Source organism: [Zimmermannella] alba NBRC 15616 (assembly GCF_001570905.1).
Classification (GTDB): Bacteria; Actinomycetota; Actinomycetes; order Actinomycetales; family Microbacteriaceae; genus Pseudoclavibacter; species Pseudoclavibacter albus.
In genome coordinates, this window is the sequence record NZ_BCSO01000002.1 from 47,256 (window position 1) to 60,778 (window position 13,523).

Genomic DNA, 13,523 nt, shown 5'->3' on the forward strand with positions numbered 1-13,523 from the left:
CGTGTCTCGAAGGCCGATGCCGTCACCTCGGTGATTCGCGACCGCATGCGAGTGCGGGACGCGACTGAAACAGCCGCGTCCCGCACTCGTACGTCATGCCTCGTCGCGCCGACCTCGGTGCAGCGCCGCACACGTCAAGGCAAGTGCCAGGACGGCAAGCATGCCTGCGATTGGAAGCGTGGCGAACACGTCGACACCGGTGCTGGCGAGCGTGCCATGCCCACGGGCATCTGCCGATTGAACGTTTGCATGTGGCGACGCCGACGTTGAGCCCGCATGTGGCGACGCCGACGCTGCCGCTTGAGCGGAATCCGGTGTCGCTTCGGCAGGCTGAGGTGCACCAGCCGGGGTCTCGTCGGTCGGTGTCGGTGACGTGGTGGCCGTTGCGGCAGGGCTCTCGGGTGTCGCCGTCGCCTCAGATGCGCAGAGCTCTGACTTGCCAGCGCTGCCGACGGCAAAGCGGATGGTCTTCACGCCGCTGTCGAGCGCCGTCCCATCCTTGAGCTTGCCCGTGTACTTCAGATCAAGCTCGTATACACCGGACTTCGTGAACGACCACGCTGCGTGCGCGTGCGTTGACGAGTCGATTGAGATTGTGGTCGGCGCGCCATCTCGTGAGCCAAGAATCTCCTTGGGGCTGCCGCCGAAGGTGTCGGCCTGGAACATGGCGAAGTCGCCGGGTCCACGGACGTTCGTGAGCGAGAGTGTGAGCGGTCCGTTAAGCCGCGAGTGGTCGACGCGTTCTGTCGAGTAGCCCGGCCAAGGTAGATCGTTCACTTGCGTCATGGGCAACAGGTAGTTCTCCTGGCCGATCGGGGCGAGTACGCGGTCCCAGGCGGCTCCTGACTGGCGCGCGTCGCGAGTGAATTTGCTGGCATCACTGGCCACGATGGCGACGTCCGACGCATCCCGGTCGACGCTGCCGCTTGCCGCGATTCGAGTGTCGTCCTTCACGAACATCTTGAGTGTTGAACCGTCAAGGACAGCTGAGGCCATGTCGATGTGGCCGTGATCCAGGAGCACTCGATCGGAACACTGATCCTGGCTTGGTGGTGTTGGTGTGGGCGTCGCGGTGGGGGCCGGACTCGAGCCGTCAGCGCGTGGCTTGATTGTCGCGGTTGTCGTCGTGGTCTCGCCCACCTTGTAAGCGTTGCTCAAGACGGTTTCGGTGACCTCGGTGCCAATGAGTGGATGTGGTCGGAAACGGGCAACGATCTTCCCGCCGGCCATGTATGAGGCGAACTCCACCCGGGCATCCACGTTCGCGCCGCCCGGAATCCAGTACGTGTACGTCGATGAGGGCCGGTCATTACCGGGCTCGTAGTGGATGACGTCGAGGAATCCGAACACCTTGGGATCGTCGATCGCAACGTTGACGCTGAAGGTGTCAGTCCCAACACCTGGCTTGAGGCCCGCGTTCATGGTTGCCGGACGCACAGGCGTGTAGCTGACCGTCGGGAAGTCACCTTCCGTCGTTGCGTCGATCGGGGTCATCAGCTCGGCATCCGACGTGCCAGTGGTCGTCACCTCGGGGCGTCCGGACGCGCAGTCGATCGGGGACGAGGTCCAGGACGGGGCTGCAGAACCGGAGGACGGCGTGAAGCGCAGCTGGAACTTCGCCGCGTCGTCGCCCAGGAAATCAACGAACTCCGCGTGTCCATTGGTGACGGCGAGATCCGTGAAGTGGTGGCCGTCGATGAATACTTCGGCGGTGCCGTTCACTGCCGCGCCAAGCTCGAGGGTTCCCAGGCTGAGCTTCGCCGTGTTCGCGGCATCTCGGGCATCGACCTTGTCAGCAGGTGCGGGGGCGATGGTGAAGCGGTAGTTGGATGCGCTACTTGGAGCCTCCGTGCTCGCAGCGGGTGCTGTGAGCGAGCCGGGGCGTGCTCCACCCACCTGCCATGCGAGCGAGGTGTCCTCTGAGGCAATGATCGTGCCGTCCTTCGCTCGCGCGGTCGCACGGTACGTGATGTTGTAGCGACCGGGCTTCTCGAAGAGCGTGAAGTTGTGGGTGTGGGTTCCCGGCTGCAGCGACTGGCTCTGCGCCTCGGCCCCGCTCGTGCTGAAGAATCGTTCGGGGACGCGCGTCGCGGACGGGGAGGACCCTGGCCAGGCAAACCACTCGACCTGGCCCGGGCCCTCCGCCTCGACAATGTCGAGCGTGAAGAGCGCATCTCGGAATTGGTCGGCGGGCACACCGGCATCTGCCCCGAAGCCCGACCAGATCGGCTGGTTGCCCCAGCCCGGCATCTGGGGTGCCTGGAACCAGGTGCTTCCGGGCTCGCCGAGGAAGTCGAGTGCGGGTTCGTTCTCGGGCACCGTGAACAACCACTTTTGCTCGTCGGCGTTGTACCCCTTGCCGAGGTAGTTCACGGTGTCCTCGAGTGGACGGGGTTGTCCGTGCTCGCTCTTGAGCTCAAAGGTGGTGCCGTTCCAGAACACCTTGGGTGAGTCGACGTGCCCTTCGGTGGCCACGTACTTGCTGTCATCAGGGCCTGCGAAGGCAGGGCTTGCTGCGAGATGCACGGGAGCTGCGATGAGCGTCGCGAGCGCGAAACCGAGCGCGAACACTCGCGCGCGGCCCCGTGTCCCTCGTTGGGAGATGGTTGGCACAGAGCACCTTTCAAATCGATGAAGTCCGAGCGAAAGCTCTGAGCATCCCGAATGGATGCTGAAAGTAATGATAGGCGTTTGCAATTGGGGCGTGGGTGGGGACGAAGCAGAACGCCCGCACAAAGAATGTGGCGGGCGTTCGGTCATAGTGGGTGTGTGGCTAGGCGTACCGGCTGCCGAAGGGGTCGGGCGCGAAGGGATCCTGATTCACGCTGCGCATCGCGCGCTGCGACTTGACCCAACGGCTCTGCTCCGTCGGCAGATCGCGAGGTGTGTCCTGTGCTGCCAGTTCATCGGCGAGCGCGTCAAAGACGGCTGCAATTGCCGCGAACTCCTCCTCGCTCGGATTGCCGTGGATGCTGCCAGTGGGCATCGCGAGGGGTGCGCCCTCATTCTTCGTTGGCTCAACCATTACAGCGGGATGTTTCCGTGCTTCTTTGGCGGCAGCGATGCGCGCTTCGTGCGTAGGGCACGCAGCGCCTTCGTGATGACGAGACGCGTCTGAGCGGGTTCGATGACGGAATCGAGCTCGCCGCGCTCAGCCGCGAGGAACGGCGAGGCCACGTTGTAGGTGTACTCGTCCGCGAGGCGGGTGCGCAGCTCCGCGACATCCTCGCCTGCCTCCTCGGCCTTCTTGATGTCGTTGCGGTAGAGGATGTTCACCGCACCTTGGCCACCCATGACCGCGATCTCGGCGGTCGGCCACGCAAAGTTGAGGTCGGCCCCGAGCTGCTTCGAACCCATGACGATGTACGCGCCACCGTAGGCCTTGCGGAGAATGCAGGTAACGAGCGGCACCGTCGCCTCGGCGTAGGCGTACAGCAGCTTCGCGCCGCGGCGGATGACACCCGACCATTCCTGATCGGTGCCGGGCAGGTAGCCGGGCACATCCACGAGCGTGACGATCGGAATCGAGAACGCATCACAGAAGCGCACGAATCGTGCCGCCTTCTCACCCGCGTTGATGTTGAGCGTGCCGGCCATCTGGCTCGGCTGGTTTGCGATGATGCCGACGGGGCTGCCGTCGACACGGGCAAAGCCGACGACGATGTTCGGTGCGTAGAGCGGCTGCACCTCGAGGAACTCGCCGTCGTCCGCGATCGCCTCGATGACCGCCTGCATGTCGTACGGCTGGTTCGGGGAGTCCGGGATGATCTTGTTGAGCTGGCGGTCCTCGTCGGTCACCTCGAGCTCGACCGTCGCCTCATAAAGCGGCTGCTCGGCGAGGTTGTTGTCCGGGATGTAAGAGAGCAGCGCGCGAGTGTAGTCGAGCGCATCCTCTTCGTCTTCGGCGAGGTAGTGCGAGACGCCTGAGGTCTTGTTGTGGGCGAGCGCACCGCCGAGCTCTTCAAAGCCGACCTCTTCACCGGTGACGGTCTTGATGACGTCCGGGCCGGTGACGAACATGTGGCTCGTCTTGTCGACCATGATGACGAAGTCGGTGAGGGCGGGGGAATAAACCGCGCCACCCGCGGCAGGGCCCATGACGATCGAGATCTGCGGGATGACACCAGACGCTGCAGTGTTCCGACGGAAGATCTCGCCGTACTTACCAAGGGCCACGACGCCCTCCTGGATGCGGGCGCCACCCGAATCGAGGATGCCGATGATGGGGCATCCCACCTTGAGAGCGTGATCCATGATCTTCACGATCTTCTCGCCGGCCACTTCTCCGAGCGAGCCGCCGAAGGTCGTGAAGTCCTGCGAGTAGACGGCGACCTGGCGGCCGTGGATCGTGCCGATGCCGGTGACGACCGCGTCGCCGTACGGACGGCGCTTCTCCATGCCGAAGGCGGTCGTGCGGTGGCGAACGTACTCGTCGAGCTCGACGAAGCTGCCTGGGTCGACGAGCCCCTCGATGCGCTCGCGGGCCGTCATCTTGCCCTTCTTGTGCTGCTTCTCGGCCGAAATGGTCTCGGCGTCGGTCACCGCTTCGCGGTGGCGATCGCGCAGCTGTTCGAGGCGGGCTGCCGTGGTGGTCAGCTCGATCCGCGCGGCGGCGTCGCTGGCGGCGGCTTCGTTGGAGCTGGGGCTGGTCGAGGCGTTCATCGTCGCCATGCTACAAGGAGTCCCGTGCCGAGTGTTTGCGGTGGTCTACAACTGCATGCCGATATTCGCTGCGGGAACCTACAACCTCAAGCTCTGCGCACTACGCTCGCTGCAGAGCCTCTTCACCGCACCGAGCGAAGCTCGACCGCGCGCACCCGCCGACTGATTCGGAGCACCATGAGCGATCACCGCGAGGACGGATTCCGTTCCTGCCCGGCATCGCCCTTCGGAGAACTTCCAATCGAAGACGCGCCGGCCGCAAAGCGTGCCGCGGCGCGTGCCGAGGCCGAGGCATCCCGCACCGCCGACACCGTCGCGGTCCCCGTCATTGGCCGTGGCGACACGGACGCGGACCACGACACGAATCCGCTTGCCCTGCGCGCGATCTTCCGGAGCTCCGCTCCAGGCACGTCTCGTGACAATGCGCCCCAGGATGAGTCGGACGCTGGCCCCTTTGACCGTTTGAACCCCGAAGATGTCCCGGCAACGCGTCGCGCCGAGCGGAAGGCGGCCCGCTGCGCCGAGGCGCTGGCTGAGCGTGGGGCTGAGCGCGCGCAGGCAGCCAACACCACCACGACGGATGCTGCCGAAGCAGGCCACGTCGACGCGTCGAACGAGACCGCCGAAGCAGCACAGCCGGAGACCCCCAAGCGTGGCCGCGTGCGTGGACCCCGACTCCCAGAACTTATGGACGACGGCGACGGCTACACGCTGCCCGGCCTGGCCCGCCACTTCGACGGTGACGGCGCCTTCCGCGAGAGCGCAGCGCCGAGCGAAGTCGGCCTTCGCTTCCACAACGCCGCCTATGCCCGCAGCGAAGACGAGCTTCCGCAGGCACCGCACACGCCTCGGGCGGTGCTGCTCGCCGTCCTCGCCGTCTTCATGATCGGCTTTGGCGCCGTTGCGCCGAGCGTGGCCTTCGTGCAGCTCGTGTGGGCGATGCCCGTGTTCGTCCTCGCCGCGGTCTTCGGACTCATCGGCTTCATCACCGGCGACCAGCCGCGCTGGTTCTCCGGCCTGCTTACCGTCGCTTGCCTTGCCGCGGCGAGCCTGTGCTTCTTTGCCCCGAGCTGGATCCTGAACTCCTAATGCCTGAATTCATTCAACTTCCCGAAACCCCCTCGACCCATGACGAGCTGCGCGCGCGCTGGCGCGATGCGGGCGGCGCGCTCCCGAGCGGCACGGCCATTGTGACCGACACCCAGACGAAGGGGCGTGGACGTCACGGTCGCAGTTGGATTGCGCCCGCAGGCAAGACGATCGCCCTCTCCGTGCTCGTGGCAGCGCCCGACACGGACGCGGCGCGCGAGCGCTTCCCGTGGCTCGCGCTCGCGGCAGGTCTCGCGCTGCGCGAGGTTGTGCGCCCCCTCGTGCCCGAGGATCACTCGGTGACGATCAAGTGGCCGAATGACCTCCTCATCGACGGGCGGAAGTCGGCCGGTATCCTCGCGGAGCTCCTCGACCCGATGCCCGGCAAGCTCGCGGCATCCGTCGGGATCGGCCTCAACGTGCTGCTGGCCGAGGATGAACTTCCCGTGCCCCACGCAACCTCCTTGGCGCTCGCCGGGGCAGAGCTCAGCGACGCGATCATTGAGGAACTCCCCACGCTGATCACCGACGCCCTCATGAACCGCGTCGATCGACTCGTGAACGCGGCCTGGTCGCCGAAGATCGCAGGCCTCCTCGCGGAACTGCAGGAGCACTGCGATACGGTGTCGCAGCAGGTGCGCGCCAGCCTCCCGGGTGGCGAGGTCATCACGGGTGAAGCGATCGCCGTGCTCGAAGACGGACGACTCGAGTTGCGACTCGAGGACGGTTCACGCCGCGCCCTCTCAGCCGCCGATGTCGAGCGCGTTCGCCCGAACCTCGACCCGTCTGCGTCCTAGTTTGCGACGTCGCTCTGCCGGTGACGGTGGGGTGAAAACACCCACCAGCGGTAGCAGACGAAGCGGAAGATCGAGCCGAGTCCGAGACCGACGATATTCGCCAGGTTGAGCGCGATCGGGCCGGTGAGGCCGAGCAGCTGACCGGTCACCCAAATCGGGATGAGACCGACGACAAGGCCGATGAGGCTCACGCCAAAGAACTCGAGCCCCTCGCGGCCGCGGTCACTCCGGCGATCGTGACGGAAGGTCCAGAGCCGGTTGCCGATCCAGTTCGTGACGATCGCGATGAGCGTGGCGATAACCTTGGCCCACAACTCGCCACCCGGCACGACCGTCGGTGCGAGGACCGTGAAGAGCAGTGCGTTGAACACGGCGGTTTCCACAATGAAACCGATGCCGCCAACGAGGCCGAATCGCACAAGCTGCGCCGCGAGTGCCTTCAAGCGATCCATGCGCGAGATGGGGGAGTGCTGCTCGTCGGCCTGCGCTTCTTCGGCTGCGACCAGGCTGACGAAATCCGACACCGGGGCTTCATCGCCGAGGGTGTGCGGCGTGGCATCCGCAGCGTTTCTCTGAGGGATGTCGTGCTCGGCATCCTGGGGGCGGAGAGAAGAAGGCACCGGATCGCTTTCGGTTCTGGGCAAGGCAGAGACACAGTCTAGGTCGGAGCGTCTGCGACAATCGAGGGGCACCCCGGCACGGGGCACACGTCGACGAGGCTGCTGGCGGATGGGCGCGTCCGCGAGCGGGAAAAGGAGCGGACATGGCGCAGACCATCGGAGTCATCGGCGGAGGCCAGCTGGCGCGCATGATGGTGCCACCCGCCATCGAACTCGGCCTCGAGATCAAGGTGCTCGGCGAGGCGGAAGGCTCGAGCGCGCGCCCGGCCGTCACCCAGGTCGGCGACTACCGAGACCGCGAGGCTGTCCTCGAATTCGCGAAGACAGTGGACGTCATCACCTTCGACCACGAGCACGTGCCCCCCGATATCCTCAACAAGCTCATCGCTGCCGGTCACACCGTCCACCCCGGCCCTGGCGCCCTCCGCTTCGCGCAGGACAAGCTCGACATGCGACGCCGCCTCACCGAACTCGGCGCACCCATCCCTGAGTGGACGAGCGCAGCAAGCGTCGAAGACGTCGACGCCTTCATCCGCGAGCACGGCGGTGAAGCCGTGGTGAAGACACCGCGCGGTGGTTACGACGGCAAGGGTGTGCGCGTCGTGCGCGAAGGTGCCGAGGCGGCCGACTGGTTCACCGACTTCCCTGAGCTGCTCGTTGAAGAGAAGGTGCCGTTCACGCGCGAACTTGCCCAGCTCATCGCACGCCGTCCCTCCGGCGCATCCGCTCAGTGGACGCTTGCCGAGACCGTCCAGGTGCGCGGCGTATGCGCCGAGGTCATTGCGCCGGCTCCGGGCGCCAGCGCCGAGACGATTGACCGTGCCGCCGAGATTGCGCGCCTCATCGCTGAGGGACTCGAGGTGACGGGTGTCCTCGCGGTGGAGATGTTCGAGACGGCCGATGGCCGCCTCCTCGTGAATGAGCTCGCCATGCGCCCCCACAACTCCGGTCACTGGACGCAGGAGGGTGCGCTCACGAGCCAGTTCGAGCAGCACCTGCGTGCCGTCCTCGACCTCCCGCTTGGCGACCCGAGCATGGTCGCACCGCACGCCGTCATGGTGAACATCCTCGGTGGTCCGCAGGGGGAAGACGTCACGACGCGTTTCCCGGAAGCGATGCGCGAGCAGCCCGCTGTGAAGATCCACACCTACGGCAAGAGCGCACGCCCGGGTCGGAAGGTGGGCCACGTGAACGCGATCGGCCAGGAGCTCGAGAGCACCGTCGTTGCGGCGCGGGCTGCTGCCGCCATCTTCGAGTCGGAAGCGCTCGCGTAGCATCCTGCCCCGGCAAGTCCCCTTCGTCACGAAGTGTCGTCGCCGTACCCTGTACGGCATGAGCGACACTGCATCGAACATCGTCGACTGCGAATCCGGTGAGGGCCAGGCGCCCCTGGTCGGGATCATCATGGGGTCCGACTCCGACTGGAACGTCATGCAGGCGGCGCACGAGGTGCTCGTTCAGCTTGGCATCCCCTGCGAGGTGGAAGTCGTGTCCGCGCACCGCACGCCGGACAAGATGGTCCGCTACGGCCGCGCAGCCGCCGAGCGTGGCCTCAAAGTCATCATCGCCGGTGCGGGCGGGGCAGCCCACCTCCCGGGCATGACTGCCTCGCTCACCACGCTCCCGGTCATTGGTGTGCCGGTGCCGCTCAAGACCCTCGACGGTATGGACTCGCTCCTCTCGATCGTGCAAATGCCGGGCGGCATCCCGGTCGCGACGGTGTCGATCGGCGGCGCGAAGAACGCGGGCCTTCTTGCCGCACGCATCGTGGGTGCCTTCGACGCGGACGTGCAGGCGCGCCTCGCCAACTACGCGCGCGAGCTCGAAGCACTCGTCGAGACGAAAAACACTGCCCTGAAGGCTCGAGTGTCGGGAGCCGAATGAACCAGGAGCGGCCCCTCCGCTATCCGGACACCAGCTCGCGGGAGTTCATGACCCGACGGGCCTGGTGGCTCCTCGGCGCGAACTTCCTCATCCCCGGCGCCGGATCAACCCTCGCCGGCAACACGCGCTTTGGTCGATTCATGCTGCGCTTCTGGCTCTTCAATCTGAGCCTCGTCATTATCGCGGCGATCATGTGGTTCGTCCTTCGCGGGCCGCTCATGTTCGCCTTCTCGACCGGGCTTGGGCTCACGCTCCTCGCCATCTACCTCTTCATCGTCGGTGGGTTCTGGGCCCTCTCGACCCTCGACACGCTACGGCTCACCCGTCTCATCAAGGTCGACCCCTACGCGCGCGGGCTCGTGGCCATGCTCGCGATCGTGTGCATGATGGTGCCGTTCTTTGCCGCAGCCTGGGCCTCCGCGCTCACGAACCAGGCGAAGGGCCTCGTAACGAGCCTCTTTGGCGGCCCTTCCGCAAGCATCACGATGCCGGCAGACGGGCGCTTCAACATCCTGCTGCTCGGCGGTGACTCGGGCGCCGACCGTGAGGGACGACGCCCTGACTCGATCTCGGTGATGAGCTTCGACGCGTTCACGGGAAGCCTCGTGACGATCGGCGTGCCGCGAAACCTCGAACGCTTCAGCTTCGCTGACGGCCCCATGAAGGACTACTACGGCGGCGGGCTCTACGAGGGTTGCGACGTGGACGTCTGCTACCTCAACTCGGTCTACACCGAGGTGGAGGTGTACCACCAGGACTTCTACCCGGACGCCGAGGCCCGGGGCAGCACGCCCGGTATCGAGGCCACGCGAGAGGCTGTTGAAGGCATTACGGGCCTCGACATTCCGTACTACGCGATGGTCGACATGCAGGGCTTTGCCGATCTCATTGACGCGCTTGGCGGCGTCGACATCGATGTGAAGGAGCGGGTCGGTCTCGGCATCAACGACGACGGCTCGGAGGGCTGGGCGCCGCCGACCACCTACATCGAGCCCGGTATGCAGCACATGGATGGGGAAATCGCGCTCTGGTACGCGCGGTCCCGCTACGAGTCCACGGACTTCGCGCGCATGGAGCGCCAGCGCCAGCTGCAAGAAGCGATCATCCAGAAGTTCACGCCGGGCAACCTCTCGGGCCGTATCGGGCCGGTGAGCCAGGCGATCGCGAAGGTCGTGACGACCGATCTTCCGGAGGGGATGGCGGGTGTCTTCGCTGACCTCGCGCTGAAGTCCCGCTCGGCAGGTTCGCAGCGACTGGACCTCGTGCCGCCGCTCATCGACATTGAGAACCCGGACCTCCAGTTCATCCTCGACTCGGTCCAGGCGACCATCAGGCAGGACCCGAAAGCGACGCCGACGCCGAGCGAGGACGGTGCGCCGCAGGGCCTCGCGCGCGATCCCGAAGACGAGCGCGCCGTCGCGTAGTGCTTGAGCCGCTCAGCGGCTAGATGTCGGCGTGGAGGGTCCAGAGTTGCTCAGCCGAGTAGCCCCAGTGGTAGACGCCCTGACGGTCGCGGCCGGCGATACGCAGTCGACGCTCGACCGTCTCGTCAGAGAGGACACGAGCAATCGCCCAGCACAGGCGCTCGTGGAAGCTTGAGAGATCGCCACGCTCAACGACGAGTGTCGCATCCATACCCACCTCGACGAGGGCAGGAGCATCCGAATGGATGACGGGCGTCCCGAACTTGAACGCCTCAACAATCGGGTGACCGAAGCCAGCAGCGAGGCTCGGCACGAGAAGCGCGGCGGCACGCTGCAGGGCCACTGCAAGCTGCGGGTCGGGGATGACGCCAAGGTGGACGACGCGCTCCGCCGGGCATCCGGTGCGAGCGAGCAGCTCGTCAAAGCTGTGGCCAGGAATCTCGCGCTGCCCCACCACGACGAGCTTGAGACCCTCAAGCTCCGGACGGGCGATCGCACGGAGTGCGTGCTCCAGGCCGTGACGCGGCTCAAGATCGGCGAGGGTGACGACGTAGAGATCGGGAAGACCCAGCGATTCAGCCATCTGCTCGGCCTCGTCATAGTCGTCCGGGAGGCGAATCGTGCGCGAGGAGGCACCACCAATAACACGGAGACGGTCACCAAAGTTGTAGTGCTCGAGGAGTTCGTCCGCCACTGCATTCGTGGGTGTGACAATTGCCGAAGCGAAGCGGTAGGCGCGCTTGAGGAGCAGCTCCTTCGCTTTCACCTCGTCGGGCGTGACCAATTCGGGGTGCGTGAGGAAGGCGAGGTCTTCGAGCGTGACGACCGTCTGATCGATGCCGTAGCTCAGCGAAATGTCCTTCATCGGTGCCCACAGGTTGAAGGAGTGGAGGAAACCGCCGCCAGCAGCCGAGAGCGAGTGCCCTCGCGGCCAATTCTTCGTGAGCGACTCGCGCTTGCGGCGAGCCAGCGACACCTCGGCGAGGCCGGGGATCTCGGCCGAGACCGCCTCCTCCTCATCCACGCCCACCTTGGGGAGGACGCCCTCGACGCTCGTGCCGTGAGGCGCCCGGCGAACAACTTCGCGGGCAAGGCTCACGGCCGTGCGGCGGGTGCCGCTCGGTCGCGCGTCAAGGAGTGGATCGAGAAGGAGGCGGAGGGTCGTCATGCCGAGGTTTCGTCCTCCAAGAGGCCCTGGGCAACAGCGTCGTGGAACGCCTCGCGCCAGTCACGCATCTCGGGGATGCCAGCACGCGTCCACGCGTCGTGGCCGAGCACCGAGTACGCGGGACGAGCAGCCGGGCGCGGGAAGGAAGCCGAGTCGGTCGGCTTCACGTTCGCACGCGGGTAGCCAGCAGCCTCGAAGATCTCCTGCGCAAACTCAAACCAGGTGGCCTGGCCCGAGTTCGTGCCGTGGTAGATACCGGCGGGTGCACCCGCGTCGAGGAGGCGAACCGTCTGCACGGCGAGGTCGGCCGTCGAGGTCGGCTGGCCGAGCTGGTCGTTCACGACCGAGATCTCCGGCTTCGTGGCGGCAAGGCGGGCCATCGTCTTGGCGAAGTTCGGGCCGCCAGCGCCGTACAGCCAGGCGGCGCGGATGATGTAGCTCTTCGCACCGTTGCCAGCCGTGACGGCCTTCTCGCCCTCAGCCTTCGATTCGCCGTAGACGTTGATCGGGTCGTAGGCGCCGTTTTCCGGGTACGGCGAGCTTGCGTCGCCCTTGAAGACGTAGTCGGTCGAGTAGTGCACGAGGGTCGCGCCGGCGGTGGCGCAGGCTTCAGCGAGGACTGCGGGGCCCTCAGCGTTCACGCGCATGGCGCCCTCGCGGTCGTCTTCCGCGCCGTCGACGTTCGTGTACGCGGCGCAGTTGATGACGACATCCACACCCTTGAGCGCTTCAGCGACCGCTGCTGCATCGGTGATGTCGAGCTCGGTGCGGTCCTTCGCGATGACCGTTCGACCAGCCAGTGCCTTCTGGACGTCCTGACCGAGCATGCCGGCGGCACCGGTCACAAGGTAGACCATCTCCGACGGGTCCTTCAGTGCTGCGACGTCGCTCACGAGAGAGCAGCCCGTTCCTTGAGCGGCTCCCACCAGGCGCGGTTGTCGCGATACCACTGGACGACGTCAGCGAGGCCCTGCTCGAAGGGAACCTGCGGCTCATAGCCGAGTTCCTTCTGGATCTTCGAGATGTCGACGCAGTAGCGAAGGTCGTGGCCCTTGCGGTCTTCGACGTGGTCGACGTACGACCAGTCCTTGCCCATGAGCTCGAGGAGCTTCTTCGTGATCTCAACGTTGGTGAGCTGCGTGCCGCCACCGATGTTGTAGACCTCGCCAGCGCGTCCCTTCGTGTAGACCATGGCGATGCCGCGGCAGTGGTCGTCAACGTGGAGCCAGTCGCGGACGTTTTCGCCCGTGCCGTAGAGCGGCACGTGCTTGTCGTCCATGAGGTTCGTGACGAAGAGCGGGATGAGCTTCTCAGGGAAGTGGTACGGGCCGTAGTTATTCGAGCAGCGCGTGATCGAGATGTTCATCTTGTGCGTGCGGTGGTAGCTGCGCGCGATGAGGTCGGAGCCCGCCTTCGAAGCGGCGTACGGCGAGTTCGGCTCGAGCGGCCACTCTTCGGTCCACTCGCCCTCTTCGATCGAGCCGTAGACCTCGTCGGTCGAGACGTGCACGAAGCGGTCGATGCCGTGGCGGAGACAGGCGTCGAGGAGCTTCTGCGTGCCGAGCACGTTCGTCTCAACAAAGATCGAAGCGTCACGGACCGAGCGGTCGACGTGCGACTCGGCGGCGAAGTGCACCACGCCGTCAACCTGCGGAATCCACTCGTCGAGGACCTTGTCGTCGCGGATGTCGCCGTGCACAAAGGTGTAGCGCTCGGAGTCGGCGACCGGAGCGAGGTTTTCCTTGTTGCCGGAGTAGGTGAGGGCGTCGAGCACGACGACCTCGGCGCCTTCGAGGCCGGGGTATGCATCTTCGAGGGTGCGGCGAACGAAGTTCGAGCCGATGAAGCCGGCTCCGCCGGTGACGAGGAGTTTCATGAA

12 protein-coding genes are annotated in these 13,523 nt (G+C 65.8%); 5 read left to right on the forward strand and 7 right to left on the reverse strand.

Annotated elements, in window-relative coordinates:
• Positions 1 to 93: 93 nt before the first annotated feature.
• The 3 genes from ZAL01S_RS02900 to ZAL01S_RS02910 all read right to left on the reverse strand — a co-directional run bounded on the left by ZAL01S_RS02900 (position 94) and on the right by ZAL01S_RS02910 (position 4,662).
• Entirely contained in the window at positions 94 to 2,613 is a 2,520-nt protein-coding gene (locus ZAL01S_RS02900; RefSeq protein ID WP_159421553.1) for a choice-of-anchor M domain-containing protein, read from the reverse strand.
• Between the two features lie 160 nt (positions 2,614 to 2,773).
• Positions 2,774 to 3,025: an acyl-CoA carboxylase subunit epsilon gene (locus tag ZAL01S_RS02905; protein WP_066079492.1), complete on the reverse strand. Its 252-nt coding sequence runs from the start codon at positions 3,023 to 3,025 to the stop codon at positions 2,774 to 2,776.
• Positions 3,025 to 4,662 carry an acyl-CoA carboxylase subunit beta gene (locus ZAL01S_RS02910; RefSeq protein WP_083523006.1) on the reverse strand — a complete coding sequence of 546 codons (1,638 nt, stop codon included), beginning with the start codon at positions 4,660 to 4,662 and terminating at the stop codon, positions 3,025 to 3,027. Before ZAL01S_RS02910 ends, ZAL01S_RS02905 begins: the two co-directional genes overlap by 1 nt.
• 177 nt (positions 4,663 to 4,839) lie before the next feature.
• Here ZAL01S_RS02910 and ZAL01S_RS02915 point away from each other — a divergent pair, with 177 nt between their 5' ends.
• Together ZAL01S_RS02915 and ZAL01S_RS02920 are read left to right on the forward strand one after the other, a co-directional pair.
• A complete protein-coding gene (locus ZAL01S_RS02915) occupies positions 4,840 to 5,751 on the forward strand; it encodes a hypothetical protein (protein WP_066079493.1) in 912 nt (303 codons plus the stop codon).
• Positions 5,751 to 6,548, forward strand: coding sequence for a biotin--[acetyl-CoA-carboxylase] ligase (locus ZAL01S_RS02920; RefSeq protein ID WP_066079495.1), 798 nt, complete (start codon positions 5,751 to 5,753; stop codon positions 6,546 to 6,548). Before ZAL01S_RS02915 ends, ZAL01S_RS02920 begins: the two co-directional genes overlap by 1 nt.
• Here the strand turns inward: ZAL01S_RS02920 and ZAL01S_RS02925 are convergent.
• Positions 6,545 to 7,168 (reverse strand): GtrA family protein, encoded by a 624-nt coding sequence (locus tag ZAL01S_RS02925; protein ID WP_244875311.1) that lies wholly within the window; start codon positions 7,166 to 7,168, stop codon positions 6,545 to 6,547. The two genes, ZAL01S_RS02920 and ZAL01S_RS02925, sit on opposite strands and share 4 nt — an antisense overlap.
• Before the next feature lie 143 nt (positions 7,169 to 7,311).
• On the opposite strand from ZAL01S_RS02925, the gene ZAL01S_RS02930 reads away from it, so the two are divergent.
• The 3 genes from ZAL01S_RS02930 to ZAL01S_RS02940 are packed head-to-tail and all read left to right on the forward strand — an operon-like array spanning position 7,312 to position 10,476.
• Positions 7,312 to 8,442, forward strand: a complete 1,131-nt coding sequence (locus tag ZAL01S_RS02930; protein WP_066079499.1) for a 5-(carboxyamino)imidazole ribonucleotide synthase — start codon at positions 7,312 to 7,314, stop codon at positions 8,440 to 8,442.
• A gap of 58 nt (positions 8,443 to 8,500) precedes the next feature.
• On the forward strand, positions 8,501 to 9,052 hold the full coding sequence (gene purE / locus ZAL01S_RS02935) for a 5-(carboxyamino)imidazole ribonucleotide mutase (protein WP_066079500.1): 552 nt from the start codon (positions 8,501 to 8,503) through the stop codon (positions 9,050 to 9,052).
• A 47-nt stretch (positions 9,053 to 9,099) separates the two neighbouring features.
• A complete protein-coding gene (locus tag ZAL01S_RS02940) occupies positions 9,100 to 10,476 on the forward strand; it encodes an LCP family protein (protein ID WP_159421554.1) in 1,377 nt (458 codons plus the stop codon).
• 19 nt (positions 10,477 to 10,495) lie between these two features.
• Here ZAL01S_RS02940 and ZAL01S_RS02945 read toward each other — a convergent pair whose 3' ends face one another.
• The 3 genes from ZAL01S_RS02945 to rfbB are packed head-to-tail and all read right to left on the reverse strand — an operon-like array spanning position 10,496 to position 13,520.
• Positions 10,496 to 11,644, reverse strand: a complete 1,149-nt coding sequence (locus ZAL01S_RS02945) for a glycosyltransferase family 4 protein (RefSeq protein WP_066079505.1) — start codon at positions 11,642 to 11,644, stop codon at positions 10,496 to 10,498.
• On the reverse strand, positions 11,641 to 12,501 hold the full coding sequence (gene rfbD / locus ZAL01S_RS02950) for a dTDP-4-dehydrorhamnose reductase (RefSeq protein ID WP_066079882.1): 861 nt from the start codon (positions 12,499 to 12,501) through the stop codon (positions 11,641 to 11,643). The genes ZAL01S_RS02945 and rfbD overlap by 4 nt, the downstream gene beginning before the upstream one ends.
• A 32-nt stretch (positions 12,502 to 12,533) precedes the next feature.
• Positions 12,534 to 13,520, reverse strand: coding sequence for a dTDP-glucose 4,6-dehydratase (gene rfbB, locus ZAL01S_RS02955; protein ID WP_066079507.1), 987 nt, complete (start codon positions 13,518 to 13,520; stop codon positions 12,534 to 12,536).
• Positions 13,521 to 13,523: the final 3 nt, after the last annotated feature.